The sequence below is a fragment of the Streptomyces mirabilis genome (genome assembly GCF_018310535.1).
Lineage (GTDB): Bacteria > Actinomycetota > Actinomycetes > Streptomycetales > Streptomycetaceae > Streptomyces.
Genome location: NZ_CP074102.1, coordinates 3,282,916 through 3,301,621, shown reverse-complemented (window position 1 = coordinate 3,301,621; position 18,706 = coordinate 3,282,916). Strand labels below are relative to the sequence as shown.

The following is an 18,706-nucleotide window of genomic DNA, read 5'->3' as shown; positions in this document are numbered from 1 at the left end:
ACCCCCTAAGACAGAAAAGAATCTGAGGAGAATCGTGGCCGAGACCACCGTTGAGCAGCCGGTCGAAGAGACTGAGCTCGTCGACATCGAGAACTACACCACCGAGTCCGAGGTCCCCGTCGAGGGTGAGTACACCTCGGAGTCGCTCGCGGGCCGCTTCGGTGACCCGCAGCCGGCCGCCGGCCTGGGCCGTCGCAAGAACGCCATCGCCCGCGTCCGGATCGTCCCGGGCACCGGCAAGTGGAAGATCAACGGTCGCACCCTTGAGGACTACTTCCCCAACAAGGTGCACCAGCAGGAAGTCAACGAGCCCTTCAAGGTGCTCGAGCTCGACAACCGCTACGACGTCATCGCCCGCATCTCGGGTGGCGGCGTCTCCGGTCAGGCCGGTGCGCTCCGTCTCGGTGTCGCCCGCGCGCTGAACGAGGCGGACGTGGACAACAACCGCCCGGCCCTGAAGAAGGCCGGCTTCCTCAAGCGCGACGACCGTGCGGTCGAGCGCAAGAAGGCCGGTCTCAAGAAGGCCCGTAAGGCTCCGCAGTACAGCAAGCGTTAATCACTGGCTGCTGCGTATTCGTACGACCGTTCGCCCCGGCGGCACGCTGTGTGCCGCCGGGGCGTTCGTTTATCACAGCCCAGGGCGTATAACGGCACAAGGCGCTCAAAGGCTTGCATGATCGGATGACTTCCGAAAACTGAGCTTCATCTGGAGGACACCAGTGGGACGACTCTTCGGCACGGACGGCGTGCGCGGTGTCGCCAACGCGGATCTGACGGCCGAGCTGGCGCTCGGTCTCTCCGTGGCGGCGGCACATGTGCTGGCCGAGGCGGGTACGTTCGAGGGCCACCGGCCGGTGGCAGTGGTCGGGCGGGACCCACGTGCGTCCGGGGAGTTCCTGGAAGCGGCCGTGGTCGCGGGCCTGGCCAGCGCGGGTGTGGACGTCCTGCTCGTCGGTGTGCTGCCCACCCCCGCGGTGGCGTACCTCACCGGTGCGCTGGGCGCCGACCTCGGCGTGATGCTCTCGGCCAGCCACAACGCCATGCCCGACAACGGCATCAAGTTCTTCGCCCGCGGCGGCCACAAGCTCGCCGACGAGCTGGAGGACAGGATCGAGGGCGTCTACGAGGAGCACCGCACCGGCGCTCCCTGGGACCGGCCCACCGGCGCCGGGGTCGGGCGCGTGCGCGCGTACGACCAGGGGCTCGACCAGTACGTCGCCCACCTCCTCGGCGTGCTCCCGAACCGTCTCGACGGCCTGAAGGTCGTCCTCGACGAGGCGCACGGCGCCGCCGCCCGAGTGTCTCCCGAGGCCTTCACACAGGCCGGTGCCGAGATCATCACGATCGGCGCCTCGCCCGACGGCCTGAACATCAACGACGGCTGCGGCTCCACCCACCTCGACCTCCTGAAGGCCGCCGTCGTCGAGCACGGGGCCGACCTCGGCATCGCGCACGACGGCGACGCCGACCGCTGCCTCGCCGTGGACCACACGGGTGCCGAGGTGGACGGCGACCAGATCCTGGCCGTACTCGCGCTGGCGATGCGGGAGCGTTCCGCACTGCGCTCCGACACCGTCGTCGCGACGGTCATGTCCAACCTGGGCTTCAAACTGGCCATGGAGCGCGAGGGCGTCTCCCTCATCCAGACCGCGGTCGGCGACCGCTATGTCCTGGAGGAGATGAAGGAGCACAACTACGCGCTCGGCGGCGAGCAGTCCGGGCACGTGATCATCCTCGACCACGCCACCACCGGTGACGGCACGCTGACCGGCCTGCTGCTGGCGGCCCGGATCGCCCAGACCGGCCGTACGCTCCAGGACCTCGCGTCCGTCATGGAGCGGCTGCCGCAGGTTCTCATCAACGTCCCCGACGTCGACCGCACCCGGGTGCAGAGCTCCGCGGAACTCGCGACCGCGGTCGCCGAGGCCGAGCGGGAACTCGGCTCCACCGGCCGCGTGCTGCTGCGCCCCTCCGGCACCGAGCCGCTCGTCCGGGTCATGGTCGAGGCCGCCGACATCGACCACGCACGGTCGGTGGCGGGCCGGCTCGCGGACGCGGTCAAGTCGGCGCTGGGCTAGAAGCGACCTGTTCTGGCGGTACGTTCACGCTGCTGGGCCCAGAGCCACTTCTGGACCAGCAGCGTGAGCGTGCCGGCAAGGATGATGCCGAGCAGGTTCAGCAGCAGTTGCACCGTCGATCCCCAGGTCTGGGCGGTGTCTCCGTAGCTCAGGGCCACGGCCGCGTTGGCGGCGGCCGGGACGGTGGTCACGGAGATGGCGACGCCGACCAGGGCGCCCGACTTGGCGGAGGTCAGCGAGAGCGTGCCGGCGATGCCCGCGAGCACCGCGACGACGAAGGAGAACGCGTCGGGCGCGTAGACGAAGCTCGTGTTGGGTCGCGCACCCTTCAGCTTGGCCTGGCTGAACAGGCCGACCGTGTCCATGAAGACACTGAAGAACACGGTCGTCGCCATCGCCACGGCGAAACCCACCAGCAGCGCGATCAGTGACCGCGCCGCGAGCCGTGGATGCCGCTGCACGAGGGCCGTACTGAACCCCGCCAGGGGCCCGAACTCCGGGCCGACCGCCATCGCGCCCACGATCAGGATCGCGTTGTCGAGGACCACACCGCAGGCCGCGATCATCGTGGCCAGCGTGAGGAAGGCGACGTAGGTGACCGAGAGCGTCGACTCCTCGTGCGTCGCGTCGGCCAGGTGCTCCCACAGCACCGCGTCCGCACCCTCGCCCGGCGACTCCCGCTGGGCCTTGTCGGCGCGCTTCGACAGCGACAGATCGATGTTCTCGACGGCGATCGACCCGGTCCGGTCGAGCTCCATCTCCCGCAGCGTGCCGATCAGTTCGTCGCCCGCCTCGCGCGCGACGTCGCACATGACGACGTCCCCGGCCGGGTTGCGGGCGGCGCCCGCGAGCACGACGAGATGCGTCGTGCCGACGGTCCGCTCGATCAGCCGTACGACGTCGTCGGTGCGGTCGGCCGGGGTGATCAGACGCAGATGCAGCATGCGGCGCAGGGTATACGCACGGGATGACGGCGTTACGGCGGGCGATGGCAGCCGGCGTCGGGGGCCTCGCGACTACAGCTTGCGCAGGCTCAGGCGCTGCACCTTGTGGTCCGGGCCCTTGCGCACGACGAGGGTGGCGCGGCCGCGGGTGGGGGCCACGTTCTCCAGCAGGTTGGGCTTGTTGATGGTGCGCCAGGTCGTGCGGGCGTAGTCGAGCGCCTCCTCTTCGGAGACCTGTGTGTACCTGCGGAAGTAGGAGTCGGGTTTCTGGAAGGCGGTCTGGCGGAGCTTCTTGAACCGGTTGAGGTACCAGCGCTCGATGTCCTCGGCGCGGGCGTCGACGTACACGCTGAAGTCGAAGTAGTCGGCGAGGCCGACGCGGGTGCGGCCGTCCTTGCCGGGGAGGGCGGGCTGCAGGACGTTCAGGCCCTCGACGATGAGGATGTCCGGGCGGCGGACGGTGAGCCGCTGATCGGGGACGATGTCGTAGATCAGGTGGGAGTAGACGGGGGCCGTGACCTCGTCCTTCCCCGCCTTGATGTCGGCGACGAACCGGGTGAGGGCGCGACGGTCGTACGACTCGGGGAAACCTTTCCTCGACATCAGGCCGCGCGCCTCCAGCTCCTTGGTGGGGAGCAGGAAGCCGTCCGTGGTCACCAGTTCGACGCGTGGGTGTTCGGGCCAACGGGAGAGCAGGGCCTGCAGAAGGCGCGCGACGGTGGACTTGCCGACGGCGACCGACCCGGCCACCCCTATGACGAACGGGGTGCCGGACTGGGAGCCCTTCTCACCGAGGAAGGTGTTCAGCGCTCCTCTGAGCCCGTCCGTGGCGCCGACGTACAGATTGAGCAGTCTGGACAGCGGCAGATAGATGTCCCGCACCTCGTCGAGGTCGATGACATCGCCCAGACCGCGCAGCTTCTCGACCTCCTCGGCGGTCAGTGGCAGCGGCGTCTTTTCGCGCAGCACGCTCCACTCGGCTCGGGTGAGGTCGACGTAGGGAGTCGCCTCCGGCCTGTGCCGGTGGGCGCTCCGGGGCATCGGGGAGACCGGAGAGATCACAGTCCATTGTTACGGGAGTGTGGACCGGGTGGGGGGTGGGGTGGGTCACGTAGTTGGCTACTCGGGGTCACTCTGGAGCGTCCAAGGGCGTCCAGGGGGTCGGGGGACCCACCGAAAGGTGGCTGGAATTTCCGAATTCGGGCACGGAGTGCCGGGTTCGGGCGGCCGTTGGCGCTTAGGCTGCGGCGCATGTGCGGAATCGTGGGATACGTGGGGTCGCAGTCGGCGCTTGATGTGGTGATGGCCGGGCTGAAGCGGCTGGAGTACCGGGGGTACGACTCGGCGGGCGTCGCCGTGCTGGCGGACGGGGGGCTCGCCGCCGCGAAGAAGGCCGGGAAGCTGGTCAACCTGGAGAAGGAGCTGGTCGGCCGGCCGCTGCCGACCGGGTCGACGGGGATCGGGCACACGCGCTGGGCCACGCACGGGGGGCCCACGGACGCGAACGCCCATCCGCATCTCGACAACGCGGGGCGCGTCGCCGTCGTGCACAACGGGATCATCGAGAACTTCGCGCTGCTGCGTGCCGAGTTGGCCGAGCGCGGGCACGAGCTGGCCTCCGAGACCGACACCGAGGTGGTCGCACACCTGATCGCCGAGGAGTTCTCGGCGTGCGACGACCTCGCGGAGGCGATGCGGCTGGTGTGCCGCCGTCTGGAGGGCGCGTTCACGCTGGTCGCGGTGCACGCGGACGATCCGGACGTGGTGGTGGGGGCGCGGCGGAACTCGCCGCTCGTGGTGGGCGTTGGGGAGGGCGAGGCCTTTCTCGCCTCGGATGTCGCCGCGTTCATCGCCCACACGCGGTCGGCGATCGAGCTGGGGCAGGACCAGGTGGTGGAGCTGCGCCGGGACGGCGTGACGGTGACCGGTTTCGACGGCCGTCCGGCGGACGTGCGCTCCTATCACATCGACTGGGACGCGTCGGCCGCGGAAAAGGGGGGGTATGACTACTTCATGCTCAAGGAGATCGCCGAGCAGCCCAAGGCGGTCGCCGATACGCTCCTGGGCCGGATCGACGCGGCCGGTTCACTGACGCTCGACGAGGTGCGGATCCCGGTTCACGAGCTGCGCGAGGTCGACAAGGTCGTCATCGTGGCCTGCGGGACCGCCTTCCATGCCGGGCTGATCGCCAAGTACGCCATCGAGCACTGGACGCGGATCCCGTGCGAGGTGGAGCTCGCGAGCGAGTTCCGGTACCGGGATCCGATTCTCGGTACGCGGTCGCTGGTGATCGCCATCTCCCAGTCCGGCGAGACCATGGACACGCTGATGGCGCTGCGGCACGCCCGTGAGCAGGGCTCCAAGGTGCTGGCGATCTGCAACACGAACGGTTCGACGATCCCGCGCGAGTCGGATGCGGTGCTGTACACGCACGCGGGTCCGGAGGTTGCGGTCGCGTCCACGAAAGCGTTCCTGACGCAGCTGGTCGCCTGCTATCTCGTTGCGCTGTACCTGGGCCAGGTGCGTGGCACCAAGTGGGGCGACGAGATCCAGGCCGTCATCCGTGACCTTTCCCAGATCTCCGGCGAGGTGGAACGGGTCCTGGAGACCATGGAGCCGGTACGGGAGCTCGCACGATCGCTCGCCGACAAGAAAACCGTGCTGTTCCTAGGGCGGCACGTCGGCTATCCGGTCGCCCTGGAAGGCGCCCTCAAGCTCAAGGAGCTCGCCTACATGCACGCCGAGGGCTTCGCGGCGGGTGAGCTGAAGCACGGGCCGATCGCGTTGATCGAGGACGATCTGCCGGTCGTGGTCGTCGTGCCGTCGCCGCGCGGGCGCTCGGTTCTGTACGACAAGATCGTGTCCAACATCCAGGAGATCCGGGCGAGGGGTGCGCGGACGATCGTGATCGCGGAGGAGGGGGACGAGGCGGTGGTCCCTTACGCCGATCACCTGATCCGGATTCCGGCTACGCCGACGTTGCTTCAGCCGCTCGTCGCGACGGTGCCGTTGCAGGTGTTCGCGTGTGAACTGGCGACGGCGCGGGGCAACGAGGTGGATCAGCCGCGGAACCTGGCGAAGTCGGTGACGGTGGAGTGAGTTGTCTTCAGGGCTTCGATGAAGGGGGTGAAGGCTCCGGCCGGGAAGGTGAGGGTGCGGTCGGCCGGGGCCTTTGTGTCGCGGACGGCTATGTGGGTGCGGCGGTTAGCGATCTCGACGCAGGAGTTTCCGTCACCGCCGCCGGAGTAGGACGACTTCCGCCAGTTGTCGGGGGTGGTCACCATGCGCCTCACAGTTCCTTGGTCAGCCTGTAGATGACGTCACGCGAACGGGCGGGGTCGAGTGACACGGCCTCCATTTTACGGAAGAGCTTTCGAAGGACGCCGAGTTGAGCCTCGGAATCGATGAACGCTGTGCCATGAGGTGCGTCGCGGACGGCGGTGTCGAGCTTGGGTACGGCACCACCCGCGAACATCATGGGGGTCCAGGTCCCGCCGAAGCCGTCCAGGTCGAACGGGATGACACGTACGGTGATGTGGTCCGCTTCGCAGAGTTCGACAAGGTGGGCGAGCTGGGCACGTGAGGCAGCGCGGTCGCTGACCCGGATGTGTAGCGCCGCCTCGTGGATGAGCGCTTCGTACGAGGTGGGGTTGAGGTCTTCGAGGATCACCCTGCGTTGCATCCGATGCAGGACACGCAACTCAAGTTCTTCGTCAGGGAGTTCAGGGATCCTGTCGGAGAAGACGGCGCGGGCGTAGTCCTCGGTCTGGAGCGGGCCGGGAATGTACAGGAACTGCACCTCCCGCAGGAACGTGGCGTGGTGCTCCAGCTCGGACAGGTCCAGGAATGACGTGGGCAGCAGACCCCGGTATTCCTCCCACCAGCCGCGTGTCCGGTCCGCGGCCATCGCGACCAGCGCGTCGATGAACTCCTCGTCCGTACAGGCGTAGTGGGACGCCAGACGGCGGAGTCGTTGCTCGCTCACGCCCGTGAGCCCGGATTCGATGTGGCTGATCTGGACGCGACCGGTCCCGAGCAGCGCCGCCGCCTCGACAGCGGTGAGCCCTGCCGCCTCGCGGAGTCTGCGCAACTCGACGCCCAGGCGCATCTGACGTGCCGTTGGTTCGCGCCTCAGGACCATCGATTGCTCCTCCTCGTCCGGGGTCAGATTACGCGATCGGCTTGCCTGGGATGACAGGTTAGCCCTACCGTCGGTGACGCGACGCACACGCTGCGAAACCCCGGGGCACCGGAAGCGCACCGCTCCGTCCTGCCATGACGGCTGCGTCAATGCCACCGCCCGCCACCGCCGCGTATCTCCAACCCCCCACCACCCGAACGGAGTTCACCCATGCCCGAAACCGTCGCCGAGCCCTGGGAGTACATGATGTACATCCCCCACGACCTCCGTGCCGTCACCGTCAGTCGCCGTACCGTTCGCCTGATCCTCACCCTGCACGGCCTGATCCGTCTCGCCGACGTCGCGGAGCTGGTCGCGGCCGAGCTCCTCTCCAACGCCGTACGGCATACGAAGGGCCAAGCGGCGCTACGGGTGCAGTGGCGGGCCGGGGTCCTGCGCATCGGCGCCTGGGACGCGGACCCGCAGCCGCCGGAGCCGTCCCTGCCGTGGGACCGGGTCGCCGAGGCGGAGGAGGGGCGCGGCCTCGCCCTCGTGCGGGCCTGTGCCGATCTGTGGGGCTGGCAGCCGCTGGCCAGGAACGGGCAGCGAGGCAAGTACGTGTGGTGCGAGTTGGCGGCGGCCTAGTTTCGGGCGGGCGTCCCGTGGGGCCCTCCCTCCTGAGAGGATCACCCGCACCGTACGGATATGCGAATGCAGGGTGGGGAACATGGGCGTTCTGGTGCTGGCCGGTCTCCTGGTGCTTGTCATCGGTGGGAGCGTGTGTGTGGTGTGGGCCTCGCGCGGCGGGCCCCGCTGGGTCCGGGGCGTGGCGGCGGTGACGCTCGTCGTGGGGCAGCTGGTGCGCGCCGCCGTGAAGAGCAACGGGCGACGGAGCGTGAATCAGTCCAGCAGCGACGGCGACTAGGGCCTGACCCGTCGGACAGGCCCTGGCGCCGGCGAGGAGGCTCGTTCCGAGGGTGGCGTTAGGCCGTTTGTCCCGCTGTGGGGGTTCCCGCTGCGACCCGTGGGCCGGTGCCCTCTTATTCTCGGACACGACCTTTCGAATACAAGAGGAGCAGTGCCATGGGACAGAACGTCTTCTTCGAGGTGTCCGCGGACGGGGAGTCGCTCGGCCGGATCGAGTTCAAGCTGTACGACGACGTGGTCCCGGAGACGGCCCGCAACTTCCGTGAACTGGCCACCGGCCAGAACGGGTTCGGCTACAAGGGCTCGCCGTTCCACCGTGTCATCCCGGACTTCATGCTGCAGGGCGGTGACTTCACCAACGAGAACGGCACCGGCGGCAAGAGCATCTTCGGTACGAAGTTCCCGGACGAGAACTTCAAGCTCAAGCACACCAAGCCGGGTCTGCTGAGCATGGCCAACGCCGGCCCGAACACCAACGGCTCGCAGTTCTTCATCACCACGATCGTCACCGACTGGCTCGACGGCAAGCACGTCGTCTTCGGTGAGGTCGTCGAGGGCATGGACGTCGTCAGGGCCGTCGAGAAGCTCGGCAGCCGTTCCGGCTCCACGTCCAAGAAGATCGTCATCGCGGACTCCGGCACCGTCTGAGAGATCCAGGCCAGGACTCGTCCGGCCGTACAGCACAGAGATCGAGCGGGAACGGCTGCGGCCGTTCCCGCTCGTTCGGTATCGGGCACCCTCGACCCTCGCCTCTCCTCGGCGTGACGCGGACCACACCGGATGAATTTCGGCTCGCCCTGTAAGAAGTGGGCCGTCACACGCATTGCTTGGTGAGAGAGCCGATATGAGGGGATGGCGTGTGACACATGCCCAACGCTTCAGGGATGTCTACGAGGAGTGCTATCCGCGCGTCCTCGCCTATGCCACGAGTCTGGTGGGTCGACAGGTAGGCGAGGACATCACGAGCGAGACGTTCACCGTCGCCTGGCGGCGCGTGCGGGACATGCCGCAACCCGCACTGCCCTGGCTGCTGGGAGTGGCCCGCAACCTGGTGCGCGAACTGCGCCGCCGGGACAGCCACCAGTACGCCGTCGCCGCCCAGGAGGCGCAGCGCATCAGCAGCGGTGCCCGGAGCGACGTCGGTGACGTCGCGGCGGACGTGACCGACCGGGAAGCCGCGTTGCAGGCCCTGGCGAGTCTGTCCGACGCCGACCGGGAGCTGCTGACTCTGATCGCCTGGCACGGGCTGAGCCCCAAGCAGGCGGCACGGGTCCTGGGCTGCACCATCGCGACGCTGACCGTCCGGCTGCACCGGGCCCGCCGCCGTCTGGAGAAAGCCCTGGAGGCGGTGTCCCCGGCGGAGACGGCGTCCGTAGCCCCCACACAAGTACCGCCCGCACAAGCGCCCCCTGCACGGGTGCCGCCCGCACAAGCGTCACCCGCACACGCGCCGGCCGCGCAAGTGCCACCGCCTCGGGCCCCGCACCGCAGCACCGATCGCAAAGGAGCACTCACATGAAGAACACCCACGCACGGTCCGGGCGGCCCGACGCCATGACGGTGCTCGCGGACGCCCGGCCCGACGAACTCGACCCGGCCCGGCTGGCCGACTCCCCGCGGCAGCACGACGACCTGGCACGCATCCTGGCCGGAGCGACGGACGGTCGCGCGGCACGCTCCCAGGAACCACGGCGCCTCTGGGTCGGGATCCGGCCGCTCGGGACCGTCGTGGCTGTCGCAGCCGTCGCGGCGTCCGTGGTGGTCGTGAGCACGCTCGACCGGCAGGATCCTTCAGGCGTGCGCGCGAGCGCCCACCCGCAGTCCTCCGCCGCCACGCCGGGGTCGGCTTCGGCGGCGTCGGACGGTCGCGCCGACGTCCAGGTCGACGGCCGCCTCGAACTGCTCAGCGTGGCGAAGAAGGCGGAGACACCGGCCGCCGAGGGAACGTACTGGCAGACCACCACGCGCTCGCAGGACGTGAACGTCGTCGGTGCGAAGGGGCAGCTCTTCGCCGTGCGCACCACGTCGACCGGGGAGTGGTCGGTGGGTGTGCGTCCGGGAACCCGGAGCCTGATGGTCTCCGGTCTGGACGACGTGACCGCGCCCCGCACCGAGGCGGACAAGGCACGCTGGCGGGCCGCGGGCTCGCCCGCCACCGTGCAGGCCGAGGTCTCGACAGCGGCCGGATCGGGAACGCTCGGGTACAGGATCGGAACCGGGCGGCCGATGGTCATGCGGACCGACGCCGACGACAAGATCTACGCCCTCGGCCCGCGGAACGTCTCGTACCAGGATCTGCGCGAACTTCCCTCCAACAGTGGGGAGTTGCGCCGTCAGTTGGAGAAGCTGTACGGGGAGGACGGCAGCGGTGCCGAGACCAGCGGCGGTCACACGGCCTATGTGCTGCGTCAGGCGGCCGACCTCATCACGATGCCGGTGAAGCCCGCCGTACGGGCGGCCGCGTATCGGGTGATCGCGGACCTGCCCGGCGTCCGGGGGCTGGGGCGTGTCACCGATCCACTGGGGCGTGAGGGCGTCGGTGTCGCGTTCCCTGGCACGGCGCGGACCCCGCTGGGGAGCGTGCAGCAGCGGCTGGTCGTGGACCCGTCCACCGGCGCGATGCTCTGCGAGCAGAGCGTGCTGGTCGAACCGTCGGCCAGGGCCCGGGAAGCGGGTCTCGACGCGGGGACGACGGTGAACTACGAGGCGACGACGCGGATGAGCTGGGGGGAGCACCAGATCACCGTGCCGAAGAACGCCGAGCGCTGAGCTCGCGCAACCAACGCCGAGAGGTCGGCACGTCGGCGGCCGTCCGGCCCATAGGGTGCTGGACATGAGCATCATCGGGGTCGGTATCGACGTGGCCGAGATCGACCGGTTCCTGGCGGCGCTGGAGCGTACGCCGGGGCTGGCCCATCGGCTCTTCCTGGATCAGGAGTTGCACCTGCCGAACGGGGAGCGCCGCGGCATCGCGTCCCTGGCCGCGCGCTTCGCGGCGAAGGAGGCGGTCGCCAAGGCGTTGGGCGCTCCGGCGGGCATGCACTGGACGGACGCGGAGGTCTACGTCGAGGACAGCGGCCGGCCGCGGCTGCGGGTGACGGGGACGGTGGCGGCGCGCGCGGCCGAACTGGGCGTCCGCTCGTGGCACGTGTCGCTGAGCCATGACGCGGGGGTGGCCTCGGCGGTGGTGGTGGCGGAGGGGTAGGGGTAGGTCCGGGGAGGGCGGTTTTTCCGTCGGCCGGAGCGGCGCGGTGAGCCCGCGTACGGGAGACTCGACCCATGCGTACTGCGTACAGCGTGGAGACGGTCAGGGCGGCAGAGCGTGAGTTGATGGCGCGGCTTCCGGAGGGTGCGCTGATGCAGCGCGCCGCGGCCGGACTGGCCGCTGCCTGCGCGGACTTGTTGGGACGGGTGTACGCCGGCCGGGTCGTGCTGCTCGTGGGCAGCGGGGACAACGGGGGCGACGCCCTGTACGCCGGGGCCCGGCTGGCGCGGCGGGGGGCGGGGGTCACCGCCGTGCTGCTCGCGCCCGAACGGACGCACGGCGCGGGCCTGGCCGCGCTGCGGCGGGCCGGGGGCACGGTGGCCGGGTCCGGCGCCGCCGAGGAGTTGATCCTGCGGGCCGACCTCGTCGTGGACGGGATCGTCGGCATCGGGGGCAAGGGAGGGCTGCGGTCCGAGGCGGTGCCGCTGGCCGAGTACGCCGCGGACTCCCGGGCGGCCGTGGTCGCCGTGGACCTGCCGAGCGGGATCGAGGCCGACACGGGAGAGGTCCGGGGCACCGCCGTCCGCGCCGATCTGACGGTGACCTTCGGGACGCACAAGCCCGGACTGCTGATCGACCCGGGGCGTGAGTACGCCGGTTCCGTACGCCTCGTCGACATCGGGCTCGAACTGCCCGAGGAGGCCGAACTTGAGGCCCTTCAGCACGTGGACGTGGCGGCGCGGCTGCCGGTGCCCGGGGCCGAGAGCGACAAGTACCGGCGCGGGGTCCTCGGGATCGCGGCCGGGTCCGCGCGGTATCCCGGGGCCGCCGTGCTCGCCGTGTCCGGGGCGTTGCGGGGTGGGGCGGGGGCGGTGCGGTACGTCGGGCCGGCGGCGGATGCCGTGATCTCCCGCTTTCCCGAGACGCTCGTGTCCGACCAGGGGCCCGAGCGGGCCGGGCGCGTCCAGGCGTGGGTGGTGGGGCCCGGGATCGGGGACGACGCGTCGGCGGTGGCGCAGGTGCTCGGGGCGGACGTGCCGGTGCTGGTGGACGCGGACGGGCTGCGGCTCGCGGACCGGTCCGCCGTACGGGCCCGCACCGCGCCCACGCTGATGACTCCGCATGCCGGGGAGGCGGCGGCGTTGCTCGGGGTTTCGCGGGAGTCGGTGGAGGGGGCTCGGCTGGCGTCGGCGCGGGAGTTGGCGCTTCGGTACGGAGCGACCGTGCTGCTGAAGGGGTCGACGACGCTGGTCGCCGACCCGGCGGGCGGTGCGGTGCGGGTGAATCCGACGGGGACGGCGTGGCTGGCCACGGCCGGGAGCGGGGACGTGCTGTCGGGGCTTGCGGGGTCGTTGCTCGCGGCGGGGCTGTCGGCGTTGGACGCGGGGAGTGTGGGCGCGTATCTGCATGGGCTGGCGGGGAGGCTCGCGGCGGACGGGGCGCCCTTGGGGGCGCATGATGTCGCGGCGGCGATTCCGGAGGCCTGGCGGGACGTCCGCGACGCGCTCCGCTGACCCTGCCGTTCTTTGTCCGCGGGTGGGTGGGGGCTGGGCGCGCAGTTCCTCGCGCCCCTTACGGGGGCGCTGCGTTGCCCATTACGGGGGACCCCGTCCGCGCGGCTCACCCCCGCTCGCCCCGGGGTTGCGTATCGCTGGTCGCATGATGATGAGCAGACGAATGAGATCCGGGAGCGTGGGGGTGCTCCTCGCGCTGCTGGTGGTGATGCCGGTGGAGGGTGCGGCGGCGAAGGCCGGGCCCCCGGCGCCCGGGCCGGGGAGCGAGCTGGTGCCCGGCGTGGCGCCGGGGCCGTATCAGCCGTGGCAGGTGGACACGCCGGACCAGATGCTGCCGCCCAAGGTGTACACACCGAGCGCGCAGGAGCAGGCCGTCGAGCCGAGGGACGCCCCCGCGGCGACGGACGCGCTCATCGAGTACGTCCCCCTCCGCGAGGCCGCCGCGGGCAAGTCCGTGACGTGCAGCATGCTGACCGGGCCGTACCAGCGGCAGGTCGAGCGGTGGCTGAAGCTGAAGGTCGACGGGAAGCAGTCGGCGAGGGACTGCGCCGCCATCCGGGCGTTCCAGACGAAGGAGGGGATCAAGCCGAACACCGGCTTTGCCGGCCCCGTCACCTGGGCGCGGATGCAGCTGATGTCCGCGAAGAAGAAGCCGAACGCGGCCGGGAAGTGTCCCGTGCGGTCGTACCGCGTCGCGTGTGTGGACCTGACCAGGCAGCTCACCTGGGTGCAGAAGGGGAAGAAGGTGCTGTGGGGACCGGTGCCGATGCGCAGCGGGCGGGCCGGGTACCGGACCAGGACCGGCTGGTTCAAGGTCTACTGGAAGCACAAGAACCACTGGTCGACGCTGTACAACAGCCCGATGCCGTACAGCCAGTTCTTCAGCGGCGGAGAGGCCTTCCACGCCATCTACGGCAGCATCTACGACCCGAACGGCTCGTACGGCTGTGTCAATCTGCGCCTCGCCGACGCCCGCTCCCTGTGGAACGTCACCAAGACGGGCGACCACGTGTACGTGTGGGGCCGCAGGGCCGGTACCTGACCGTCCTCCCGGGGCCCTCGGGCCCCTCTGAGACACTGGGGGCGCGATGAACGACACAGCACCCCTGCGCGCCCGCGCAGAGATCGACCTGGCCGCCCTGCGGGCCAACGTGCGGACCCTGCGCGCCCACGCGCCGTCCGCGGCCTTGATGGCCGTGGTCAAGTCCGACGCGTACGGCCACGGCGCGGTCCCGTGCGCCCGCGCGGCGCTGGAGGCGGGCGCCACCTGGCTCGGCACCGCCACCCCCGAGGAGGCCCTCGCCCTGCGCGCGGCGGGCCTGACCGACAGCCGGATCATGTGCTGGCTGTGGACGCCGGGCGGGCCGTGGCGGGAGGCCGTCGAGGCCGACCTCGACGTGTCGGTGAGCGGGATGTGGGCCCTGCGGGAGGTCACCGCCGCCGCCGAGGCGGCCGGGATGCCCGCCCGGGTCCAGCTCAAGGCGGACACCGGGCTCGGGCGCTCCGGCTGCCAGCCCGGCGACTGGCCCGAACTCGTGAGCGAGGCGTTGCGTGCCGAGGAACGCGGGCTGATCGACATCACCGGTCTGTGGTCGCACTTCGCCTGCGCCGACGAACCCGGGCATCCCTCCGTCCAGGCCCAACTGAACCTTTTCCGCGCGATGGTGACGTACGCCGAGGAGCGGGGCGTGCGCCCCGAGGTGCGGCACATCGCCAACTCGCCGGCCACGCTCACCCTCCCCGAGAGCCACTTCGACCTCGTACGGACGGGGATCGCGCTCTACGGCATCTCGCCCAGCCCCGAGATCGGCACCCCGGCCGACTTCGGGCTGCGCCCGGTGATGACGCTGAGCGCGTCCCTCGCGCTGGTGAAGCACGTACCGGGGGGCCACGGGGTCAGTTACGGGCATCACTACGTCACCCCGGGTGCCACCACCCTCGGCCTCGTCCCCGTCGGGTACGCGGACGGAGTTCCGCGCCACGCCTCCGGCACCGGGCCGGTGCTGGTGGGCGGCAAGTGGCGGACGGTCGCGGGGCGGGTCGCGATGGACCAGTTCGTGGTCGACCTGGGCGGGGACGAGCCGGTGCCCGGTTCGGAGGCGATCCTGTTCGGTCCGGGCGACCGGGGCGAGCCGACCGCCGAGGACTGGGCGCGGGCCGCGGGCACGATCGCGTACGAAATCGTCACCCGGATCGGAACCCGAGTGCCGCGCGTATACGTGAATAAGGAACAAGGCGGGTAACCCGCAAGGAGTACAGGGGGTGCCCCGTGCAGGACAACAGGGCAACAGGACATAGTTGCACCATCAGTGGTACCTCCGGCACCACCCCCAGCACCACCTTCTGAAGTGAACGACACCCCGGCGAAGAGGAGCGGTACGTGAGCGAGAGCAGCGCGGAGGCCGTCGCGGACGTCGCCGCGGCGGCCGTCGCCTCCGCCGCCGGGAACTGGCGCAAGGCCGGCATCGCCGGCGTCGCCATAGGCGTGGTCGCCGCGGGCGCCGCCGCCGGAGTCGCCATAGAGCGGCTCACGGTGGGCCGCGGCATGCGCAGCAAGGCCCGCCTCGCGCTCGACTCGACGGGCCCGTACGGCTCGCTGCGCGGCACGCCCGGCAAGGCGTACGCCGACGACGGCACCGAGCTGTACTACGAGGTGGACGACATCGAGCAGGACGTCACCTTCACCCCGCGCCGGCGGCGGCTCTTCGGGCGCAAGGCTCCGGCCCCCGTCACCGTCGTCTTCAGCCACGGGTACTGCCTCAACCAGGACTCCTGGCACTTCCAGCGGGCCGCGCTGCGCGGTGTGGTGCGCACGGTGCACTGGGACCAGCGCAGTCACGGCCGCTCCGGGCGCGGGGTCGCGCAGACGCAGGACGGCACACCCGTCTCCATCGACCAGCTGGGCCAGGACCTGAAGGCCGTCATCGACGCGGCCGTGCCCGAGGGGCCGATCGTGCTGGTGGGGCACTCCATGGGCGGGATGACCGTCATGGCGCTGGCCGACCAGTACCCGGACCTCGTCCGCGAGCGGGTCGTCGCCGTCGCGCTCGTCGGTACGTCGTCGGGGCGGCTCGGCGAGGTCAACTTCGGGCTGCCCGTCGCGGGCGTCAACGCGGTGCGGCGGGTGCTGCCCGGTGTGCTGAAGGCGCTCGGTCAGCAGGCCGCCCTGGTGGAGCGGGGGCGGCGGGCCACGGCCGACCTGTTCGCGGGGATCATCAAGCGGTACTCGTTCGCGTCCCGGGACGTCGACCCGGCCATCGTGCGGTTCGCCGAACGAATGATCGAGGGCACTCCGATCGACGTCGTCGCGGAGTTCTACCCGGCGTTCACCGAGCACGACAAGACCGAGGCGCTCGCGTACTTCGCCGAACTGCCGGTGCTGGTGCTGGCCGGGGTCGGCGACATGGTGACACCGAGTGAGCACAGCGAGGCGATCGCGGATCTGCTGCCGGACGCCGAACTGGTGCTCGTCCCGGACGCCGGGCACCTGGTCATGCTGGAGCACCCCGAGGTGGTCATAGACCGTCTCGCCGACCTCCTGATGCGTGCGGGCGCCGTCCCGGCAGGGGCTACCGTGGGTGGCTATGGAAGCACCAGCAGCAGCGCACAACCCGGCTGAGCCCGCCGCCGAGGGCGTGAACGTCCGGATCACCGTCAACTCGCCCGAGCAGATGCGGGAGTTGGGCCTTCACCTGGCCAAGCTGCTGCGCGCGGGTGATCTCGTGATGCTGAACGGGGAGCTCGGCGCGGGCAAGACGACGCTGACGCGCGGGCTCGGCGAGGGGCTCGGCGTACGGGGCGCGGTCACCTCGCCGACGTTCGTCATCGCCCGTGTGCATCCCTCCCTGGGTGACGGTCCCCCGCTCGTGCACGTGGACGCGTACCGGCTGGGCGGTGGCCTCGACGAGATGGAGGACCTCGACCTCGACGTGTCGCTCTCCGACTCGGTGATCGTCGTGGAGTGGGGCGAGGGCAAGGTCGAGGAGCTGACCGACGACCGGCTCGACGTCGTCATCCACCGGGCCGTCGGCGACACCACGGACGAGGTACGGCACGTCACGCTCACCGGGCTCGGGGAGCGCTGGGCGACGACCGATCTGAGCGTGCTCGCGGCCTGATCACCCTGGGTGAGGGTTCCGGGGGACGTGAAGGTTCCGACAAGTCGTCGGCAAGATGTTGCGTTCGGCGTCTCGGCCGTGGTCACATGGACCTCAGTCCGTAGTTAGGTCTACCTAACCACGCTTGCCCCCGAATCCCCAGGAGGCGTCCATGTCGGCTTCGGAACGTGACGTGCCGGTGCGGCCGGTGCCGCAGCCGTGCGGTGGGGTGTCGATGCGGGATCTGTTGGCGTCGTGTGCGGCCGCCGACGCGGTGTCCAGGCCGCCCCGGGCGCCCATGCCGGAGGCGCCGCGTGCGGCTGAGCGGCCCCGCAAGGCGGCGTGAGCGCTTCGCTGGAGGACGGTTCTTCGGCCGCGGGCCCGGTGGGGGCTTGTCGCGCAGTTCCCCGCGCCCCTTTCGGGGCGCTCCTGCGCAGGTCCGCTGATGAGTACAGGTCCGCCGACTAGCGGATGACGACCACCTTCACGCCGATCGTCGCGAAGTTCCACATCGCGGTGCCGTCCTTGCGGGACTCCCGGATGCCGCCGAGTTTCTTGGTGGAGTCGGGGGAACCCGTGGAGCCGTCTGTGGCGGAGCTGAAGCCGATCGTCACGCCGTCCACGAGGGCGAAGCGGACGACGTGCTCGATCTGGGCGCCGTCCGATCCGGTGACGGCCTTGGAGCGGGAGGTGACGGCGTAGCTGCCGACCGCGGGGTCCACCGTGCCGGGGGTGACCTTGAAGGTGCGCTCGGTCCTGTTGTTCGCTGCGACCAGCCACACGCGGTCGTCGTCGACCGAGTAGACGACCCGCTCACCCCTGCCGGAGAGGGTCGGCAGCGCCACCGGGTTCTTCTTGTCCCGGGGCGCCTTCGTGGTGGGGACCTTGGGGGTCGCGCCCGCGAGGGGCTTGCTCAGGGTGTCGGGCACGTTCGCGGACGCCTGGTAGGCGAGGAAGCCGACCACTGCGACAGCCGCCGCGGTGAGCCCGGCCACGAATCCCGAGCTGCTCCTAGCCACCTTGTGTACCCGCCTCTCGTACCGCGTTCGTGTCCATTACGTCCTTTGTGGTGACGGTAGCAGCCGCCACCACGCAGACCGGGGCGGCCGTGCGTCGCGCTCGGGCGCCGTAGGCTGTTTGCGTGCTCTTGCTCGCTCTGGATACCGCCACCCCCGCCGTGACCGTCGCCCTGCACGACGGCACGTCCGTCATCGCCTCGTCGAGCCAGGTGGACGCGCGCCGGCACGGAGAGCTGCTGCTGCCGGCCGTCGACCGGGTGCTCGCCGAGGCAGGCCTCAAGCTGGACGCCGTCACCGGCATCGTCGTGGGCGTAGGCCCCGGCCCGTACACGGGGCTGCGTGTCGGCCTCATGACCGCCGACACCTTCGGCCTCGTGCTCGGCGTGCCCGTGCACGGCCTGTGCACCCTCGACGGGCTCGCGTACGCCGCCGACGGCACCGGCGTCGAGGGGCCGTTCGTCGTCGCGACGGACGCCCGGCGCAAGGAGGTGTACTGGGCGCTGTACGACGACCCCCGTACGCGTGCCTCCGAGCCCGCCGTCGACCGGCCCGCCGACATCGCCGAGACGGTTGCCGGTCTGCCCGCCGTGGGCGCGGGTGCGCTGCTCTATCCCGACACCTTCCCGGACGCCCGTGCGCCCGAGAATGTCTCGGCTGGTGCGCTCGCGTCCCTGGCTGCGGAGAAACTCGCCGCGGGCGAGGAGCTCGTGGCGCCCCGGCCGCTCTACCTGCGCCGCCCGGACGCCCAGGTGCCCAAGAACTACAAGGTGGTCACCCCGAAGTGACCGCCGAGCTGCGCGAG

The 18,706-nt window shown here is 70.6% G+C and carries 21 protein-coding genes; 16 read left to right on the top strand and 5 right to left on the bottom strand.

Features of this window, described 5'->3' with window-relative positions; genetic code table 11:
* Positions 1-34: 34 nt before the first annotated feature.
* Together rpsI and glmM are read left to right on the top strand one after the other, a co-directional pair.
* Entirely contained in the window at positions 35-556 is a 522-nt protein-coding gene (gene rpsI, locus SMIR_RS14435; RefSeq protein WP_060895271.1) for a 30S ribosomal protein S9, read from the top strand.
* A gap of 163 nt (positions 557-719) precedes the next feature.
* Positions 720-2,078: a phosphoglucosamine mutase gene (gene glmM, locus SMIR_RS14430; protein WP_168494660.1), complete on the top strand. Its 1,359-nt coding sequence runs from the start codon at positions 720-722 to the stop codon at positions 2,076-2,078.
* Here the strand turns inward: glmM and SMIR_RS14425 are convergent.
* Entirely contained in the window at positions 2,075-3,022 is a 948-nt protein-coding gene (locus SMIR_RS14425; protein WP_212727091.1) for a TIGR00271 membrane domain-containing protein, read from the bottom strand. The two genes, glmM and SMIR_RS14425, sit on opposite strands and share 4 nt — an antisense overlap.
* Positions 3,023-3,094: 72 nt before the next feature.
* Complete coding sequence (gene coaA, locus SMIR_RS14420; RefSeq protein WP_168494664.1) at positions 3,095-4,063, bottom strand: type I pantothenate kinase; 969 nt, start codon at positions 4,061-4,063, stop codon at positions 3,095-3,097.
* Positions 4,064-4,273: 210 nt separating this feature from the next.
* Between coaA and glmS the strand changes: the two genes are divergently transcribed.
* Positions 4,274-6,121, top strand: a complete 1,848-nt coding sequence (gene glmS / locus SMIR_RS14415) for a glutamine--fructose-6-phosphate transaminase (isomerizing) (RefSeq protein ID WP_168494666.1) — start codon at positions 4,274-4,276, stop codon at positions 6,119-6,121.
* Here the strand turns inward: glmS and SMIR_RS14410 are convergent.
* Positions 6,082-6,303 (bottom strand): DUF397 domain-containing protein, encoded by a 222-nt coding sequence (locus SMIR_RS14410; protein WP_212728358.1) that lies wholly within the window; start codon positions 6,301-6,303, stop codon positions 6,082-6,084. The two genes, glmS and SMIR_RS14410, sit on opposite strands and share 40 nt — an antisense overlap.
* 8 nt (positions 6,304-6,311) lie before the next feature.
* A complete protein-coding gene (locus SMIR_RS14405; RefSeq protein WP_212727090.1) occupies positions 6,312-7,163 on the bottom strand; it encodes a helix-turn-helix domain-containing protein in 852 nt (283 codons plus the stop codon).
* A 210-nt stretch (positions 7,164-7,373) separates the two neighbouring features.
* Here SMIR_RS14405 and SMIR_RS14400 point away from each other — a divergent pair, with 210 nt between their 5' ends.
* From SMIR_RS14400 to SMIR_RS14345, 12 genes are all read left to right on the top strand, one after another.
* On the top strand, positions 7,374-7,787 hold the full coding sequence (locus SMIR_RS14400; RefSeq protein WP_212727089.1) for an ATP-binding protein: 414 nt from the start codon (positions 7,374-7,376) through the stop codon (positions 7,785-7,787).
* 82 nt (positions 7,788-7,869) lie between these two features.
* Entirely contained in the window at positions 7,870-8,067 is a 198-nt protein-coding gene (locus tag SMIR_RS14395) for a hypothetical protein (protein WP_168494675.1), read from the top strand.
* 158 nt (positions 8,068-8,225) lie between these two features.
* On the top strand, positions 8,226-8,717 hold the full coding sequence (locus SMIR_RS14390; RefSeq protein ID WP_168494676.1) for a peptidylprolyl isomerase: 492 nt from the start codon (positions 8,226-8,228) through the stop codon (positions 8,715-8,717).
* 211 nt (positions 8,718-8,928) lie between these two features.
* Complete coding sequence (locus SMIR_RS14385) at positions 8,929-9,588, top strand: RNA polymerase sigma factor (protein ID WP_168494677.1); 660 nt, start codon at positions 8,929-8,931, stop codon at positions 9,586-9,588.
* Entirely contained in the window at positions 9,585-10,838 is a 1,254-nt protein-coding gene (locus SMIR_RS14380) for a CU044_5270 family protein (protein ID WP_168494678.1), read from the top strand. Before SMIR_RS14385 ends, SMIR_RS14380 begins: the two co-directional genes overlap by 4 nt.
* A 64-nt stretch (positions 10,839-10,902) precedes the next feature.
* Positions 10,903-11,274 (top strand): holo-ACP synthase, encoded by a 372-nt coding sequence (locus tag SMIR_RS14375; RefSeq protein ID WP_060895278.1) that lies wholly within the window; start codon positions 10,903-10,905, stop codon positions 11,272-11,274.
* A gap of 74 nt (positions 11,275-11,348) precedes the next feature.
* A complete protein-coding gene (locus tag SMIR_RS14370; protein ID WP_168494679.1) occupies positions 11,349-12,788 on the top strand; it encodes an NAD(P)H-hydrate dehydratase in 1,440 nt (479 codons plus the stop codon).
* A gap of 163 nt (positions 12,789-12,951) precedes the next feature.
* Positions 12,952-13,830, top strand: coding sequence for a L,D-transpeptidase family protein (locus tag SMIR_RS14365; RefSeq protein WP_212727088.1), 879 nt, complete (start codon positions 12,952-12,954; stop codon positions 13,828-13,830).
* 46 nt (positions 13,831-13,876) lie between these two features.
* Complete coding sequence (gene alr / locus SMIR_RS14360; protein ID WP_168494682.1) at positions 13,877-15,031, top strand: alanine racemase; 1,155 nt, start codon at positions 13,877-13,879, stop codon at positions 15,029-15,031.
* A gap of 137 nt (positions 15,032-15,168) precedes the next feature.
* Positions 15,169-16,407: an alpha/beta fold hydrolase gene (locus SMIR_RS14355; protein WP_168494684.1), complete on the top strand. Its 1,239-nt coding sequence runs from the start codon at positions 15,169-15,171 to the stop codon at positions 16,405-16,407.
* Positions 16,373-16,906: a tRNA (adenosine(37)-N6)-threonylcarbamoyltransferase complex ATPase subunit type 1 TsaE gene (gene tsaE, locus SMIR_RS14350; RefSeq protein WP_095853078.1), complete on the top strand. Its 534-nt coding sequence runs from the start codon at positions 16,373-16,375 to the stop codon at positions 16,904-16,906. Before SMIR_RS14355 ends, tsaE begins: the two co-directional genes overlap by 35 nt.
* Positions 16,907-17,057: 151 nt before the next feature.
* Positions 17,058-17,231 carry a hypothetical protein gene (locus tag SMIR_RS14345; protein WP_212727087.1) on the top strand — a complete coding sequence of 58 codons (174 nt, stop codon included), beginning with the start codon at positions 17,058-17,060 and terminating at the stop codon, positions 17,229-17,231.
* A gap of 118 nt (positions 17,232-17,349) precedes the next feature.
* Here the strand turns inward: SMIR_RS14345 and SMIR_RS14340 are convergent, their stop codons facing one another.
* On the bottom strand, positions 17,350-17,904 hold the full coding sequence (locus SMIR_RS14340) for a hypothetical protein (RefSeq protein ID WP_168494686.1): 555 nt from the start codon (positions 17,902-17,904) through the stop codon (positions 17,350-17,352).
* 122 nt (positions 17,905-18,026) lie between these two features.
* On the opposite strand from SMIR_RS14340, the gene tsaB reads away from it, so the two are divergent.
* Complete coding sequence (gene tsaB / locus SMIR_RS14335) at positions 18,027-18,689, top strand: tRNA (adenosine(37)-N6)-threonylcarbamoyltransferase complex dimerization subunit type 1 TsaB (protein ID WP_101400148.1); 663 nt, start codon at positions 18,027-18,029, stop codon at positions 18,687-18,689.
* Positions 18,690-18,706: the final 17 nt, after the last annotated feature.

Bases quoted from the DNA above. Each gene is read 5' to 3' on its own strand.
- SMIR_RS14425 (WP_212727091.1), bottom strand. From the start codon at position 3,022: ATGCTGCATCTGCGTCTGATCACCCCGGCCGACCGCACCGACGACGTC.
- coaA (WP_168494664.1), bottom strand. From the start codon at position 4,063: ATGCCCCGGAGCGCCCACCGGCACAGGCCGGAGGCGACTCCCTACGTC.
- glmS (WP_168494666.1), top strand. From the start codon at position 4,274: ATGTGCGGAATCGTGGGATACGTGGGGTCGCAGTCGGCGCTTGATGTG.
- SMIR_RS14405 (WP_212727090.1), bottom strand. From the start codon at position 7,163: ATGGTCCTGAGGCGCGAACCAACGGCACGTCAGATGCGCCTGGGCGTC.
- SMIR_RS14400 (WP_212727089.1), top strand. From the start codon at position 7,374: ATGCCCGAAACCGTCGCCGAGCCCTGGGAGTACATGATGTACATCCCC.
- SMIR_RS14395 (WP_168494675.1), top strand. From the start codon at position 7,870: ATGGGCGTTCTGGTGCTGGCCGGTCTCCTGGTGCTTGTCATCGGTGGG.
- SMIR_RS14390 (WP_168494676.1), top strand. From the start codon at position 8,226: ATGGGACAGAACGTCTTCTTCGAGGTGTCCGCGGACGGGGAGTCGCTC.
- SMIR_RS14380 (WP_168494678.1), top strand. From the start codon at position 9,585: ATGAAGAACACCCACGCACGGTCCGGGCGGCCCGACGCCATGACGGTG.
- SMIR_RS14375 (WP_060895278.1), top strand. From the start codon at position 10,903: ATGAGCATCATCGGGGTCGGTATCGACGTGGCCGAGATCGACCGGTTC.
- SMIR_RS14370 (WP_168494679.1), top strand. From the start codon at position 11,349: ATGCGTACTGCGTACAGCGTGGAGACGGTCAGGGCGGCAGAGCGTGAG.
- SMIR_RS14365 (WP_212727088.1), top strand. From the start codon at position 12,952: ATGAGATCCGGGAGCGTGGGGGTGCTCCTCGCGCTGCTGGTGGTGATG.
- alr (WP_168494682.1), top strand. From the start codon at position 13,877: ATGAACGACACAGCACCCCTGCGCGCCCGCGCAGAGATCGACCTGGCC.
- tsaE (WP_095853078.1), top strand. From the start codon at position 16,373: ATGGAAGCACCAGCAGCAGCGCACAACCCGGCTGAGCCCGCCGCCGAG.
- SMIR_RS14345 (WP_212727087.1), top strand. From the start codon at position 17,058: ATGTCGGCTTCGGAACGTGACGTGCCGGTGCGGCCGGTGCCGCAGCCG.